This window comes from Streptomyces sp. NPDC104307 (genome assembly GCF_055584045.1).
On record NZ_JBVJMU010000028.1, the window covers coordinates 15086 to 27937 of the forward strand.

General features: G+C 69.2%; 21 protein-coding genes. All 21 read right to left on the reverse strand.

The genetic code is table 11. The features are described from left to right. Positions 1–27 precede the first annotated feature (27 nt). Positions 28–561, reverse strand: a complete 534-nt coding sequence (locus tag ACZ601_RS38060) for a hypothetical protein (RefSeq protein WP_469546560.1) — start codon at positions 559–561, stop codon at positions 28–30. An 8-nt stretch (positions 562–569) separates the two neighbouring features. After that, entirely contained in the window at positions 570–1082 is a 513-nt protein-coding gene (locus tag ACZ601_RS38065) for a hypothetical protein (protein ID WP_469546562.1), read from the reverse strand. A 2-nt stretch (positions 1083–1084) separates the two neighbouring features. Further along, the gene (locus tag ACZ601_RS38070) at positions 1085–2071 is read right to left on the reverse strand and encodes a phage tail tube protein (protein ID WP_469546565.1); all 987 of its coding nucleotides are present in this window, start codon (positions 2069–2071) and stop codon (positions 1085–1087) included. A 3-nt stretch (positions 2072–2074) separates the two neighbouring features. Continuing rightward, positions 2075–2296 (reverse strand): hypothetical protein, encoded by a 222-nt coding sequence (locus ACZ601_RS38075; protein WP_469546567.1) that lies wholly within the window; start codon positions 2294–2296, stop codon positions 2075–2077. A gap of 28 nt (positions 2297–2324) precedes the next feature. Next, a complete protein-coding gene (locus tag ACZ601_RS38080) occupies positions 2325–2795 on the reverse strand; it encodes a hypothetical protein (RefSeq protein ID WP_469546570.1) in 471 nt (156 codons plus the stop codon). Then, positions 2795–3343, reverse strand: a complete 549-nt coding sequence (locus ACZ601_RS38085) for a head-tail connector protein (protein ID WP_469546573.1) — start codon at positions 3341–3343, stop codon at positions 2795–2797. Before ACZ601_RS38085 ends, ACZ601_RS38080 begins: the two co-directional genes overlap by 1 nt. 10 nt (positions 3344–3353) lie before the next feature. After that, positions 3354–3563 carry a hypothetical protein gene (locus ACZ601_RS38090; RefSeq protein WP_469546575.1) on the reverse strand — a complete coding sequence of 70 codons (210 nt, stop codon included), beginning with the start codon at positions 3561–3563 and terminating at the stop codon, positions 3354–3356. A 60-nt stretch (positions 3564–3623) separates the two neighbouring features. Next, on the reverse strand, positions 3624–4871 hold the full coding sequence (locus ACZ601_RS38095; RefSeq protein ID WP_469546578.1) for a phage major capsid protein: 1248 nt from the start codon (positions 4869–4871) through the stop codon (positions 3624–3626). Positions 4872–4940: 69 nt separating this feature from the next. Beyond that, the gene (locus ACZ601_RS38100) at positions 4941–5708 is read right to left on the reverse strand and encodes an HK97 family phage prohead protease (protein WP_469546581.1); all 768 of its coding nucleotides are present in this window, start codon (positions 5706–5708) and stop codon (positions 4941–4943) included. Further along, on the reverse strand, positions 5683–7002 hold the full coding sequence (locus tag ACZ601_RS38105; protein ID WP_469546584.1) for a phage portal protein: 1320 nt from the start codon (positions 7000–7002) through the stop codon (positions 5683–5685). Before ACZ601_RS38105 ends, ACZ601_RS38100 begins: the two co-directional genes overlap by 26 nt. Next, complete coding sequence (locus tag ACZ601_RS38110) at positions 6999–7148, reverse strand: hypothetical protein (RefSeq protein WP_469546586.1); 150 nt, start codon at positions 7146–7148, stop codon at positions 6999–7001. The genes ACZ601_RS38105 and ACZ601_RS38110 overlap by 4 nt, the downstream gene beginning before the upstream one ends. Beyond that, positions 7142–8680: a terminase gene (locus tag ACZ601_RS38115; RefSeq protein WP_469546589.1), complete on the reverse strand. Its 1539-nt coding sequence runs from the start codon at positions 8678–8680 to the stop codon at positions 7142–7144. Before ACZ601_RS38115 ends, ACZ601_RS38110 begins: the two co-directional genes overlap by 7 nt. Further along, a complete protein-coding gene (locus ACZ601_RS38120) occupies positions 8640–8897 on the reverse strand; it encodes a hypothetical protein (protein ID WP_469546592.1) in 258 nt (85 codons plus the stop codon). Before ACZ601_RS38120 ends, ACZ601_RS38115 begins: the two co-directional genes overlap by 41 nt. A gap of 223 nt (positions 8898–9120) precedes the next feature. Further along, complete coding sequence (locus ACZ601_RS38125) at positions 9121–9561, reverse strand: AAA family ATPase (RefSeq protein WP_469546594.1); 441 nt, start codon at positions 9559–9561, stop codon at positions 9121–9123. Positions 9562–9565: 4 nt separating this feature from the next. Continuing rightward, positions 9566–9850, reverse strand: coding sequence for an HNH endonuclease (locus tag ACZ601_RS38130; protein ID WP_469546596.1), 285 nt, complete (start codon positions 9848–9850; stop codon positions 9566–9568). Positions 9851–9864: 14 nt separating this feature from the next. Further along, positions 9865–10086, reverse strand: coding sequence for a hypothetical protein (locus ACZ601_RS38135; RefSeq protein WP_469546599.1), 222 nt, complete (start codon positions 10084–10086; stop codon positions 9865–9867). A gap of 292 nt (positions 10087–10378) precedes the next feature. Continuing rightward, a complete protein-coding gene (locus ACZ601_RS38140) occupies positions 10379–10675 on the reverse strand; it encodes a hypothetical protein (protein WP_469546603.1) in 297 nt (98 codons plus the stop codon). 206 nt (positions 10676–10881) lie between these two features. Further along, positions 10882–11082: a hypothetical protein gene (locus ACZ601_RS38145; protein ID WP_469546606.1), complete on the reverse strand. Its 201-nt coding sequence runs from the start codon at positions 11080–11082 to the stop codon at positions 10882–10884. A gap of 87 nt (positions 11083–11169) precedes the next feature. Continuing rightward, on the reverse strand, positions 11170–11769 hold the full coding sequence (locus ACZ601_RS38150; RefSeq protein ID WP_469546608.1) for a hypothetical protein: 600 nt from the start codon (positions 11767–11769) through the stop codon (positions 11170–11172). Then, entirely contained in the window at positions 11769–12278 is a 510-nt protein-coding gene (locus ACZ601_RS38155; RefSeq protein ID WP_469546610.1) for a hypothetical protein, read from the reverse strand. The genes ACZ601_RS38150 and ACZ601_RS38155 overlap by 1 nt, the downstream gene beginning before the upstream one ends. Next, positions 12275–12844 (reverse strand): hypothetical protein, encoded by a 570-nt coding sequence (locus ACZ601_RS38160; protein ID WP_469546612.1) that lies wholly within the window; start codon positions 12842–12844, stop codon positions 12275–12277. The genes ACZ601_RS38155 and ACZ601_RS38160 overlap by 4 nt, the downstream gene beginning before the upstream one ends. Between the last annotated feature and the right edge of the window lie 8 nt (positions 12845–12852).

Genomic DNA, 12852 nt, shown 5'->3' on the forward strand with positions numbered 1-12852 from the left:
GCCGGTCGACGACGTCGGGTGGCATGTTCAGGAGGTGGGCGAAGAGTCCGATGTACTCGGCTCGGAGATCGCAGACGTCGCGGTCGAAGATGTCGTCAGCTCGGCTACGGCCTCCGCTGCTTCCTCGGCCGGGGCGCGGCCTTTTCCCTCGGCCTCGGCGGTGACCTTCGCGATGTACGCGCGGGCGTGCTCGGGATCGACGGATGCCTCGGGCGCCTTCCGCAGCGCGTGCGCGATCCGCTCGGGAGTCATCTCCGGTTCGGCGGCCAGCACCTCGAAAGCGTTGTCGACCCAGCTCTCCAGCTCGGTCTTGTCGTGGCGGGTGACCATCTCGTCGACACCGGGATCGAAGTCCCCGAACCGCAACGTCGGCGCATGCCGCTTCTTCAGGACCCAGACGACAGCGCGCATTGCCTCCAGGTCCTCGTCCGCCAACCCCTCTTTGACCTGCGGCCACTTCAGGTCGATGGTCCGGGCGACGATGCTCGCCTCCGACGACAGCAGCGTGCGGGCGTCGTACCGCTCTGGCGCGCCACCAGCAGGGGTGAAGACGATGATCACGGTTGCTCCTATTCGAGTCGGCGCCGCACGTCATCCACGACGCGCGCCACCTCGGATTCCATACGGGACTTGTGCCGCTGCACGGTCTTGTCCCACCACAACGGGGTGGTGGTCTGCGTCGCCCACCGACGCCGGTTCCCGTACACCGGATGCCGGATCCGGCCTACGTTGATGGTCTGCGGCATGTTCTTCAGGTCGCGCGGCAACAGGCCCTTGTCGACCCACACACGGGCCCCCGGCGTGCCCGAGGTACGGACGCTGATCCGGATCGCTGAAGCGATCGTCTCCCTGAGCGGCCGAGTCGTCGGCGACGTCCCACCGCGCTTCCCAGAGCCGCGGCCGGCCGACTGAATCGACAGGCCGCGCATGGTGTCCTGCAAGTCGTTGCGCAGGGGCTCAGCTGCGCGCCGGATACGCCGCTGCATCGACGACCTGATGTTCTCGTGACCGGCCGCCCGAAGCTTCCGTTGGAGCTCCAGGAGCTGGCCGGTCCCGAGAATCCTGACCGAGCCGACAGCCATCGTCAGAGGGTGGCGTCGGTGGACATGTACTCGATCGCGATCGGGTTCGCCCCGTCGTCCAACCCGGTGAAGTTGAACGTGGGCTTGATGACGTCGAACCCCTCAACGGTGGGCGGCGCCTCGTCCAAGCGGATCGCCGGAACCTTGAACGTGATGCGCTCGTTGTTCGAGCCCTCGATGACCGGCCCGGTGAAATCCCAAACGAAGCTGGTCGCTGCGTCCGAGGTGTGCAGGTCGTCCAGGGCGGTGCTGACATAGTCGCCCTCCAGCGACCCGGTGATCTTCACCTGGTCGTTGCTGATGGGCTCCGCCTTCAGGCCTGCTGCCCCGGCGTAGAACCGCTCGGTGGCCTGGGGGCGCTCGATCTTGAGGGACACCTTGCGGATGCCGTCGAGCGCGGTTTCGCTGCTGTAGGTGCCGGTCTTCACCGACATCTGCATGAAGTGGAAGGGGCTCATGGCCGGGTACGTGGCGACGGCCAGCGTCTGGTTCTCGACGCAGTCCTTCGCGTCGAGCTCAAACGTCGCCATCAGCATGCCGCCGACCTCGCACGAGAACTCTGCGCTGACAACCTTGCACCCGAGGAACGTCTTGTCCGTCACGACGCCGGTCGTGAGCGGCACGCCCTTCTGGACAGTGAGGGACTTCCCGGCGGTGTCCGCGAGGATGTGCGTCTGGAGATACGCCTCCGTCTCCGCCTGCTGCTCCGGTGTCACCGTGGTGCCCATGAGGCTCTGGAGCAGAACGCCCATCGCCCGGTTGGTGACCTCCATGTCCAGGCTGCCGGACCCCTGCCGCTGCGTCAGCACACGCCGATCGGAGCGAGCGACCAGACGGCCAGCCGCGATCCCGGCGGACTGAGCGGTGGTCTTCTTGAGCTGAAGGGATTCCTTCGTGAACTCGATGAACTTGGTGGGCGTGGCGAACGTCCCGTAGGACGACTCTGCCGCGATCCCCATCTGGGCGCCCAGGCCCGAGCCGATCGCCATGGGTCAGCCCTCCTTCGAGGTGGTCGCGGGCTTCGCCGCAGGGGTGGACTTCTTCGGGCCGGCCGCAGCCGTCTTCGGCTCCTCGGCCGCCTCCCACGTACCGGGCTGGCACACGTAGCCGTCGAACCGGTTGTCGGGTACTTCGACCAGCTCGTCCGGCTGGACGGTCCTGCCGAGCTCCGGCACGGTGACCGGCTCGGCGCCGATGTAGCGCACTCGCGCCATGGCGTACTCCTCGGGTGAGATGGGGTGATCAGATGCGGGCGCGCAGGCGCACCGTGAAGGCGAGGCCGGCCAGCGACCCGTCAGGGTTCTGCTCCTGCACCAGAGCGCCAGCGGACAGTTGCGACCACAGCACCGTCCCGTTCAAGGTCGGCGCGTCTGGGGCCGCATCGGTCGCACGGAGCGCGTCCTCCACGGCCGCCAGCAGCGCGAACACCCGGGCCCGGCGGAGAGACATGTCCGTGTCGCCCGCCCGCGATTCTGCGTAGCAGGACACCGAGGCCTCCTCGTCGCGGCGTCGGGCGCCGGCATACGCAAAGTCCTGCTCGATGTCGACGGCCTGCTCGGACCCGGGGGACCAGCCGACGTAGATGCGGTGCCGCTCGGTGAGGTTCGTGGACGGCGGGGGCCCGTCCACGATCCGCACGTCGGCCAGGGCGGGGGCGGCGCGCAGGATCGCGAGCAGGGCGTCGACCGCGGCGGGTACCGCAGAGGTGCCCATCACGCGATCCCAGGCGGTTGCTTGAACGACTCCAGGAGTTGAAGCACGCGGTTCGGTACCGCGTACCCGAAGCCGACCACGGGCTCTGTGACGTCGAAGTCATCGGCTCGGGCTCCGCCGCGGGCCCCCCCGTTCTGCGTCCGCCACAGGTGTTGCAGCAGGATGCGGGCGGCGAGGTTGATGGTGGGCGCGACGGTGCCGCGGCCGGCCGTGTAGACGACGGTCCACGGGCCGCCGGAGAATGATCCGCCATCGAGGCGCCGCACCGTTCCGGACGGGCCGTCGATGTGCAGACGGGTCACATCCACGGGCTGCCCGCCGTCGAGGACCGGTGTCATCGACGTCATGGACACGATGGGCGGGTGCAGGAGGGCAAGCAGGGTGCCGCGGCCGTCAACGGTCTCGGCCACCTCCCGGTCCTCCACCGGCCCGATGTACCCCTCGATGACCGCGGTCAGCGAATCGATGTACGCCTGCAGCTCGGTGTCGTCGGCCGTGGTCTCGATGTCGAGCTGGGCTTTCGCCTCGGTCAGGGTCAGCAGCGCCACGGCCAACTCCTCACGTGCTGCGGGTCTCGGCCCGGGAACCGCGCCCGCCGCCGCGCGACCGCGGCGTCGCCTTCTCCGGTGCGGCCTTCTCGGTGACGAGTTCGGCCCGTTCTCCGTCGGCCCACGCGGACGCCGCCGCCCCGTCGACCTCGATCACGTCACCGGGCGCCCACGAGAAGTCGGCTCCGGCGATCGACTGCAGAACTCGGATGCGCGGCATCCCGCGCCCCCTTTCCGATGAGGGCGGCCCCCAGCAGAAGCCGGGGGCCGCACAGGTGGATCAGGTCGCCGGGTGCGCGTACACGCGGAACGCGGACGCGTCGTCGGGCTTCGCGTCGAGGCGCATGAACCCGAAGAATCCGACCTGCAGGTAGTCCGCGTATCGCTCCTCCAGCCGCATCATCTGGCCGCCCGCGACCTGCCGGACGACGTAGGCGGCATTGATGTCGCCGTACCCGATCGACTTGGCGGACGCGGCCGGAACCGGAATGCCGTTGTCGATGAGCACCGCCGCTCCGAGCAGCGACGACGGAACACCGATCTGCACCGACGGCTCCCACAGCGGGCGACCGTCGCCGTCCTTCAGCTTCCGCACGGTCTTCAGCGCGCTGTCGGACATGGCCCACTGAGCCGACGCCCGGTACGCCGGATCGATGCTGTGCTGCAGGTCGATCAGGTCGTCGTACGTGACCGCGGTGACCTGCCCGGCCGCACCGGTCTTGCCAGCGGTGGCGTTGGTGAACAGGCCCTCGGGTTGGCTGCTGCCGGTGCCGGTCGCGAGGTGCGCGGCCACGGCCCGGCCGATGCGCTCACCCAGCTTCTGGACCAGCCACGAGTCCATGTTGAACGCGTTGTCCTGCAGCAGCTGCAGGGACAAGCGCACCAGCTTGGAGGTGTAGGTGTATGCCCCGAGGGTCTTCTGCCCCAGGGTGACGTCCTGCTCGGTGATCTGCGCGTTCTCGGCGAGGATCGCGCCGACGTTCGCGGTGTCGTCGTTCGTCGGCCAGTTCAGCGGGTTCCCGGACGCCGTGGTGATGACGTTCGCCGCACCGAGCAGACCGCCGTACGCCTTCATCGTCTCGGTGATCCGCGCGAGCGTGTCCGTCGGGATGAAGTACCCGCCGGCCGAGCCGGGCGACGTGGCACCGGCGCGGACCTCGGCCTGGTTCGACATGAGCAGCTGGCGCTGCTCGTTGGTCAGGCCGCTCATGCCGCGGCGGGTGAACGCGCTGAACGCGTCCCGGTACGCGACCTCGGCCGAGGCCTGCCGGTCCTCGGCGGTCTCGGCCGGCCGTTCGGCCCCGGCGACGACGACAGCGTCGCGCTGAACGGTGTCGAGGCGGGCCTGCCGCTCGAACCGCTCCACGTCCTGCGACGCGGCGGTCAGGTCCGTCTCGGCCGCGTCCCACGATGCCCGCTCCTCGGCGGTCAGGTCGCGGCTCTCGCCCTCGGCTCGGGCCTGGATCTCCTGCATCTGGGACCAGGTGGACGCACGCCTGTCGATGGCGCGCTGAAGAAGAGTGGTCATGGCGTTGGTGTCCTTTCACGGCACGCCAAACAGCCCCGGCCGATGCCAGGGCTGCAGGGGATGAGTGGGTCAGCGCGGGAGCCCGTAGCGGGCAGCCAGCGCCTTCATGCGCACATCGAGCGGGATGCCTGTCGGCTGAGTGGACACGGCCGGCTCAGCAGGATCCGTCTCGCGAGTGGACCCACCCGGCTCGCGGTCGATGTGTACGAGGTCAAGCAGCTCGGGCCGGAAGTGCGCCCGTGCTTCGAGGGCGGCGAGGTCGCCGCGGTGGTCGAGGGCACGGGCTACGGCCTTCACCTCGGCCTCGGTGTCGGGGTAGGCAGGGAACGTCACCGCGGACACCTCGATAAGGCGGACCTCGCGGATGACCCGAACGTCGACCTGCACCGGGTCGGCGCCCTCGATCTCTACGTCCTCCTGATTCCACTCGTCCTTGATGACGTAGAACCCGAAGCTCATCCCCGACACGTTGCCGTTGCGGAGATTCGCCGTCAGGTCCCGCACGTACGACAGCTCCGGGTCGAGGGCCGAGTCGACCGCGAGACCACGCTCATCCTCGGACAGGGCCAGCGTGCCGGCCGACGAGCGGCTGACGACGTAGTACGAATCGTGGTCGATGAGCATCCGGGCGTCGCCCTCGGACAGGGTTTTGGTGAACGCGCCGGGGGCGATCTCCTCGTAGAACCCCCAGCGCAGCGGGTTCCCAATCGCGGTCCTGCTGTTGAACACGGAGGCATACCCGGAGAACCGGGCCGTCCCGTCGTCGGCGCGGACCTGCACCCCGGCGTCCGCCAGGGCCAGGCGCCGCGTCTCAGCTCCGGTCAGTGTCGTGGGCATCCTCGCCTCCTTCATCAGCATGCTGGGCCAGCAGGCGCCGCGCCTCGGCCATCAGAGCGGCCGCGCGGGCGGGGACTGCCCCACCGTCGTTGGCCAGTGGGTTGGACCCCAGCGGGGCCATGTACGTCGGCTGCAGGTACGTGTCGCCTTCGGGCCCGGGGATCGGGGGTAGCTCTTCGAGATAGCGGATGTCGTTTGCCGACATGACGCCGGTGTCGCGCATCGCCCGGTAGAACGTCGCCCGGCTGGACGAGTCGCCGCGGAGCAGCCCCTGCAGCGCGTAGTGCGCGTACTCGCCCTTGGGCAGCAATTCCTTCGTGATGCGCTGCTCCGTCGGCCCCAACCACGTCGGACCGAGGTCGAACGTCACCCAGCCCTGCGCCTGCTGCTCCAGACCCGTACCCCACGACGTGCTCTTCGAGGACTCCATCAGGAGGAAGAGGGGCACCCCGAACATGCGGGCAATCTCAGTGATCTGAAACTCGCGGGACTCCAGGAACTGGGAGTCCTTCAGCGGCATCGTTACCGGCTGAAACGATGCCCCGGAGTCGAGCACGGCAACCTGCTGCGCGTTCTCGATCCCGCCGACCTTCGCCTGCCAGTTGGACTTGAGCGCCTTCGCCTGCTCGGCCGTCAGCCGCTGCTCGGTCTGCAGCACACCCGACACGAGGTTGCCCGACCCGAACAGCTTGGCCGCACCCTTCTCCGCCGCCTGCGCCAGGCCGATGCCCTGCGACGCCGCACGCACCGGCGAGCACCCCGTCAGCCCGTCGTACCCCAGCCCCGGAATGTGCAGGACATCACGGCTGGTCAGAGCGTGGAACTGGTCGAAGTCGTCCGTGATGTAGAAGACCTTGCCCGCCGGGTTGTCCGCCGTCGGCCGCACCCGCTCCACCTGCACACGCGACGGGCTGATCGGCCACAGCTCCTTGACCGCCCCGGTCGGCGCGCGCAGCTTCTGCAGGTACGCATTCCCCCACAGAACCCGGTGCACGTACGCCAGACGCCACAGCTCCAGCGGAGTCAACTCCGGGTGCGGATCGTCAAGCAGAGGCGAGTCCGTCCGGTCCTTCGTACCGGCCTTGTACGTATGGAGCGGCAGCGCCGCCGACACCCCGGCGATGACCGCCACCGACCGCCACACCGCGGGCATGTGCAGAGCCGACGTCTCGGACACCGGCACCCCAGAGTCCGTCTGGGGCCCGCCCATCCACTCAGCCAGCGACTGATCCGTCAGCGGCACCGCCGGATTCTCCAGCGACGCCCGCCCCTCGAACAGCCCGAAGAGGCTCATGCCGTCCCCTTCCGTTGGGCCTGCGCCCGCTCAACCGCCAGCACACCCAGCACTCCGCCCAGCACCAGCGCGGCCGGCACCGACCACAACGCCACACCGACGAGAGCGACCAGCAGGAACAGCACCTCCACCATCAGAATCACCACAGGTTCGGCGCCCCTTCCGGCTCTGCATCCGCCCGCTCTGCGTGGCCCCACGCGGCGAGCGTGCAGCCCACCAACGGGCTGATGTCCACCGACAAGCCGCGCCGGGCCCAGCCCCACCCATCACCGATCGGGCGCTTGTCCGCGCCCGCTAGGGCGGTGGACAGTGGCGCCTGGTCCAGGTGCACGATGGTCTGCTCGGCCACCCCGTCGAAGAACTGGCCCGCCGCCGCAGCGACCTGCCGCGTCTTCGGGATGAGCAGCAGGACGTCGACCTCGTCCTCGGTCAGCCCGACGTCCCGCAACGCCTTGCGTACAGCGGGGACCAGGGACCCAGCGGGGCCGCCCTCATCGATGACGACAGCGCACGGCTTCCACCTCACGACCAGCTCGGCCAGGCGCTCCGGCGCCCACCCAGTACCGGGTCGATGGTCGATGACCTCCACATGCCGGGCGTCGCCGTTCGCCCCGGCCCCGCAGATCGCCGTATGCGAGCGCTCCGGCGTCGTGTCGAGGGCGAACGCCACCGGGTCCGACATCGACGAAGTGCCGTCTGCCAGGGCCCGCCACACGTCCTCGTCGATGACCCGCCACGTGTCCTCGCCGTCGGACGGGTAGTCGCCGACGCCGAGCCGCTCGCGGGCGAAGATCTCATCGGACATGGTCAGCCGCTCCCGCTCCGTGTGCTCCAACGTCAGCCGGTAGCCCAGCGCCGGGTTGGCTTTCGCCACCGACAGTGGCGACCGCGGGTCGTCGTGATCGGTGCACCCGGTCGGACACTCCTTCAGGTGAGGGTCAATCGACCACTCCATGTACGCCAACGACGGGTCAGGCTCGCCCCGCTCCAGCGCCAGGAGCGCACGGCGCCGCAACCGGGCCAGCTGCTGCGACGGCGAACCGATCCCAGCGCTGCCGAAATACCAGACCTGCGGATCCTTCACCGCGGCCATGGTCGGCATCAGCGCGCCCATGGCGTCATCGCCCAGGATCATGTCCTCGTCGAAGATGTTCGTGTTGCCGGTGAACCCGCGACCGCTGCCACCGGAGCGGGCCAGGAACCGCAGCCGCTGCCCGGTGAGCAGCTCGATGGCTTCCTCGCCGGTCGTCCGACGGACCGCCTTGACGCGCTTCCGCAGGCTGTCACAGTTCGTGACCAACGCAACGATCCGCCGGAACGCCTCGATCGACGTCTTGAACTCGTGCGCCGAGTGCAGGATCAGGCGCTCGCCACCGATGAACAGGCCCCACAGCTCCCGGGCCTCGATGATCCCGCCCTTGCCATTCTGGCGAGGGACGTTCACTGCGACCTCGAACGCCGCCCACGAGCCGTCCGACCGCTCGGCAAGGCCCACGTGCATCGCGTGCTGCTGCCAGTCGTCAAGCACCAGCCCGGCATGCGCGGCCAGTTCAACAGCTTCCTGCCCCGCTGACGACGTGTAAGGAGGAGCGGTGAACACCCTCGGCCGCTGCACACCGTACTGACCTGGGGTTTCTTCAGGCGCCACGGCGCTTGGCCCGTCGATCAGTGAGGTCATCGACAGCGTCTCCCGTCACAGCCGGTGGTGCAAGGGCGCGGAGCTTGGTCATGACCGTGGCCAACTTGTCCGCGACGACGGCTTGAGCTGTCGGAGCGTCACCAGAATCGATGGCGTCGAGAGCGGCAGCGAGCTTGATTGCGACGGCCGACATGCCCGGAGACACCGAGGTCACACCGAGTTTGTCAAGCTCATCTCGAATCTCATCTTCGATCATGATCACGCACTCCCATCACGCAGGGTTACATCACGGAGGGTGATGGTGATCTTGGGGTCAGTGTTGGGATTCGAGTCAAGATCGGCTTTGAGAATGGCCGCGCAAAAATCACGGCGACAGGGGCGTTTGGGTCGCCGCCCCTTGCGCTCGACTTTTGACTCACTCTCCCCCGGCACGGCCCATCGGCGCTCGGATGAGCGAGCCGTTGAGTGCCCCGGGGCGGTCACCAGGTGCGTGATGCCTGGGTGGTGACGGGGCGTGATCCGCCCTTGCGTCGGTCGCGATACCACCTGGTCACGACGGCTTCCATGGCTGGTTGCCGCATGTCCTTGACGCGCTGCCTGACGATGGCCTCGCCTGGATCAATGGTGATGATCTGTGCTCCGAGGCGCTTGTACCGTGCGCGAGCCTTCGCCTGCGGCATCGTGTGGATGAGGTAGACGTCGACCCTGTTGGCCAGCTGCTCGGCCTCGAACACGGCTGCGCTGCGGGCCCGGTGGACCACGCGGAGCAGCTCGGGGCTGTGGTTGTGGTGGTCCGCGCCGGGTCCGGCCATGGCGAGCGCGATGAGGTCGAGGTCGATGACGATGTCGGTGGCCTTGGCGTGTGCCCGAATGTAGCTGGACTTGCCGGCGCCTGGCGGTCCCGTGATCACGTAGAGCACGGACTCACCACCTTCGCGAGGCGCGCCGCTGCTTGACCGAGGTGCGGTTGCCGCGAGCCGAGTTGCAGCGTCGGTGTGCTGATCGGGCGTTCGCGGGGTCCAGGAGCGAGCCGCCCTTGCTGAGCGGCACGAGGTGGTCGAGGGTGAACGCATCGGGGTCTTTGCCAGCGTCGGGGCCGCGGATGTCGTACCGGATGTCGTGGCCGCAGAGCCAGCACGGGAGCCCGAGGGCGCGTTGCCGGACGCAGAGCGAGCGGTAGCGGCTGCCGTTGCGGGGGTTGCCGGCCACGGGCGCCACCTCCGTCAACTCCCGGTGCGTGACTGCTTGATGATGTACGCCGTGATCAGCAGCTCGTAGTCCTCGTCGGAGGTGTCGGCGCATTCGGCGGGCCGGTCCGTCTTGGTCGACGTGGCGGTGATGGCGGCGGCGCAGTCGTCGGCGGTGTAGTGGGTGCTGTCGCTGCTGCAACCGGTGAGGGCGAGCAGGAGGCCGGCGGCGAGTGCGGTGGCGGTACGGATGCGCATGATTCCCCCCAGGGATGCTGTGTGGGGGGATCGTGTCATGGGGGTGTGTGCCGCGTGAAGGAAATGCGAAGGCCCGCCACGTCGGGCGGGCTGTCTGTTTCCGGGCACGCCGGATCTGCCGCCCACTATGGGGCATGGCCTGGGGGTTGTGCAACTACAGCTGTAGTTCACGACGAAGCCCCGACCGTGATGGTCGGGGCTTCGAGTCCTCCGTCGGGTGTGGCAGCCAGCTCACAGTCCAGCGGATGTTGTGGTCTCCACGGTACGGACCGCGACTGACAGATGTCTGGTGTCAGCCCTGTACGGGGATGACGACGAGCTGCGTGTAGATCTGTGGGCGGCCGTCTTCGGTGCGGGTGTAAGCGGTCTCGACCCGGTCCACAATGACGGGCTGGTCGTGGAGCACGATGGTCTCTCCCTGTTCCGGAATCGGGAGCATGCCGATGCTGTCGAGCTGGACGAGGTGGGTGCCCTCCGGTGTCTCGAAGGACAGGCAGTGGGCGGCGGGGACGGCGCCGGGGTGGGCTCGGCATTCGTCGGACTGGTCGCGGTTGATGATGGCGGCGAAGGTGCCGTCCAGGGTCTCCATGGGCGCCATCATCCCTTCTTGGCGGTGTCGGTGGAGGCCTTCTCCTCGGCCCGCTTCGCCTGTGACCGCTCGTTCTTCTGTGCGAGATCCTTGATGCTGATCGTCTTCGTGAGTGCCATGATCGGGGCCTGTCTCTGTGATGGGGACGGACCCGGGGCGGCCGGTCGCCTGGCAGTGAGTCGGCCGCTCCGGGGTTGGTCTTGGGGTCAGCGCTCCTCGCCGTCGGCGAGGCCTTCCCACGGCTCGTCGTCGCCGGGCTGCGCCGTCTCGGCCGCGGCCGCTTCCTCGGCGGCCCACCGCTCCTCGTCCTGCGCGTCGAGCAGGGCTTCGGCGGCTTGCTCGTACTCGCGCATCTCTTCGTCGCTCATCACGTCGGCGGTGGTCATCTCGTCGTATTCGGCGCTCATCGGGTCCTCTCGGGGGCGGGTAGACCGGCGGCAGATCTGCCGGGAGACGTGGGTAGATGCCGGTAGACGGCGTGGTAGACGTGCAGGTCAGACGGTGGGAGACGGGACGGGAGACGGCTCGGTCTCCTCGGGCTGGGAGAGGGGCGGAAGAGCGGCCTTGACGATGCCTCTGGTCGGCCCCTTCCGACCCACCTTCACCTTCAGCTCGACGGGGATGCCGAGGGCCTCCAGCCGGGCCCGGAGGTCGGCCACCGTCCAGCCCTTCGCCTGGCCCTTGGACTGGAGGTGGGTGAGGACCTCGGAGAGGTGTACGGCGGGGCGGTCTCCGAGGACCTCGTGAAGGAGCAGGATCACTGCGTCGCGGGAAGGCAGCGCGGGGGGCTCCTCGGGTGCCTGCTCGTCGTCGGTGCCGAGGGCGCGGATCGCGGCCCAGCACCAGAGCGGTACGACGGCCCAGAGGATGACGGGCCAGCGCCGGATCAGCCACCACACCGCGTAGGCCCCGGCGGCGAGCAGGATCAGGCGGAGGATGCAGCCGAGGATCGCCGCGACCCCGTCGAGATCGGTACGGCGGCCGGCGCGCACCCAGGCGGCGGCGCGGGCGGTGAGGTGCCGGGCGAGGATGCGCTGCCCGGCGGTGAGGGTGCGGGCGCGACGCTGCATGGCCGTGGTCTTGGTGCCGCTCATCAGACGTCGCCCCCGAGGATGTTCTTCCCGCTGAGACCGAGCCCGTTGACGAGCTCGGGAAGGCCGTGGAGCATCCCGGCGACCCCCGCCGTGGCGCAGAGGATGAATCCGGCGACCATGGCGCCGAGGAGCTTGCCCTTCTCGTCCTTGCCGACGGCCTTGTACGTGGCGAAGAGGATGACCGCGATCAGGAAGACGACGACACCGCCCTCTTCGCTGAGTTGACCGATGGAGCCGGTGGCAATGGGGGCGCTGGAGTCGGTGCCGGTGACCCCGGTGACGGCCTTCCCGCCACCGCCGTTGGCGACCTGTCGGGTGCATCCGGCGAGCCAGCCGAGGAGACCACCAGCGCACGCGGTACCCAGCGCGCCGGTGATGAAGCCCTGGACGGTGTGCAGCAGGTCTTTCCAGGCGCGCCCGCCGATCCACCACTTGCGGAGCTGGAGGCCGAGGATGGCGATGGCGATGGCGCACGCGGCGAGGGTGGCGCCGGTCTGGGTGGTGATCATGACGGGTGCACTCCGGTGATCCAGGTGACGGGGTCGTAGAGGTGGATGGCCCCGGTGACGCCGACGAGGGAGATGGTGAGGAGCAGGAGGCGGCGGAGGGTGCCGCCGCTGGTGACGATGCGGGTCACGGCGATGGTGAGCGGGGCGAGCGCGAGGGCGTATCCGGCGCTCTGGCCCCAGGTGTCGCGGGTCTCGGTGACGGCGCTGGCCCAGGTGGTGGCGGCGCTGTAGCCGGTGCCGGGGATGGGGAGCACGGCCAGGAGCAGGGCGCCGCTGATCTGCCAGGGCCGGCCGATGGTCCGCACCCAGGCCCAGAGGCGTTCCCGCCGGGTCGGCTCGGGCTCGGGCTCCCAGGGCATGACGACGTGGACATGCACCTGCGGGGCGGGAAGCGGGGGGGGCTCGGGTGCGGGCGACGGGGGCACGACCGGGGGCTGAGCGGGCGGCGCGGGCGGTGCGGTCTTCTCCCACCACGGAGGCAGCTCACCGGGCAGCGGCGGGCGTCCTGGGAGCGGGGCCCCGGCCGGGATGATGCGGGTCGGGGTGGTGATCGGGCGATCGGTCACGAGGGGTC

What these genes read in the sequence shown, in the direction of transcription:
- ACZ601_RS38075 (WP_469546567.1), bottom strand. Translation starts at nt 2,296, where the DNA reads ATGGCGCGAGTGCGCTACATCGGCGCCGAGCCGGTCACCGTGCCGGAG.
- ACZ601_RS38135 (WP_469546599.1), bottom strand. Translation starts at nt 10,086, where the DNA reads ATGCGCATCCGTACCGCCACCGCACTCGCCGCCGGCCTCCTGCTCGCC.
- ACZ601_RS38155 (WP_469546610.1), bottom strand. Translation starts at nt 12,278, where the DNA reads ATGATCACCACCCAGACCGGCGCCACCCTCGCCGCGTGCGCCATCGCC.
- ACZ601_RS38100 (WP_469546581.1), bottom strand. Translation starts at nt 5,708, where the DNA reads ATGCCCACGACACTGACCGGAGCTGAGACGCGGCGCCTGGCCCTGGCG.
- ACZ601_RS38140 (WP_469546603.1), bottom strand. Translation starts at nt 10,675, where the DNA reads ATGGAGACCCTGGACGGCACCTTCGCCGCCATCATCAACCGCGACCAG.
- ACZ601_RS38095 (WP_469546578.1), bottom strand. Translation starts at nt 4,871, where the DNA reads ATGACCACTCTTCTTCAGCGCGCCATCGACAGGCGTGCGTCCACCTGG.
- ACZ601_RS38115 (WP_469546589.1), bottom strand. Translation starts at nt 8,680, where the DNA reads ATGACCTCACTGATCGACGGGCCAAGCGCCGTGGCGCCTGAAGAAACC.
- ACZ601_RS38065 (WP_469546562.1), bottom strand. Translation starts at nt 1,082, where the DNA reads ATGGCTGTCGGCTCGGTCAGGATTCTCGGGACCGGCCAGCTCCTGGAG.
- ACZ601_RS38090 (WP_469546575.1), bottom strand. Translation starts at nt 3,563, where the DNA reads ATGCCGCGCATCCGAGTTCTGCAGTCGATCGCCGGAGCCGACTTCTCG.
- ACZ601_RS38120 (WP_469546592.1), bottom strand. Translation starts at nt 8,897, where the DNA reads ATGATCGAAGATGAGATTCGAGATGAGCTTGACAAACTCGGTGTGACC.
- ACZ601_RS38080 (WP_469546570.1), bottom strand. Translation starts at nt 2,795, where the DNA reads ATGGGCACCTCTGCGGTACCCGCCGCGGTCGACGCCCTGCTCGCGATC.
- ACZ601_RS38145 (WP_469546606.1), bottom strand. Translation starts at nt 11,082, where the DNA reads ATGAGCGCCGAATACGACGAGATGACCACCGCCGACGTGATGAGCGAC.
- ACZ601_RS38150 (WP_469546608.1), bottom strand. Translation starts at nt 11,769, where the DNA reads ATGAGCGGCACCAAGACCACGGCCATGCAGCGTCGCGCCCGCACCCTC.
- ACZ601_RS38070 (WP_469546565.1), bottom strand. Translation starts at nt 2,071, where the DNA reads ATGGCGATCGGCTCGGGCCTGGGCGCCCAGATGGGGATCGCGGCAGAG.
- ACZ601_RS38105 (WP_469546584.1), bottom strand. Translation starts at nt 7,002, where the DNA reads ATGAGCCTCTTCGGGCTGTTCGAGGGGCGGGCGTCGCTGGAGAATCCG.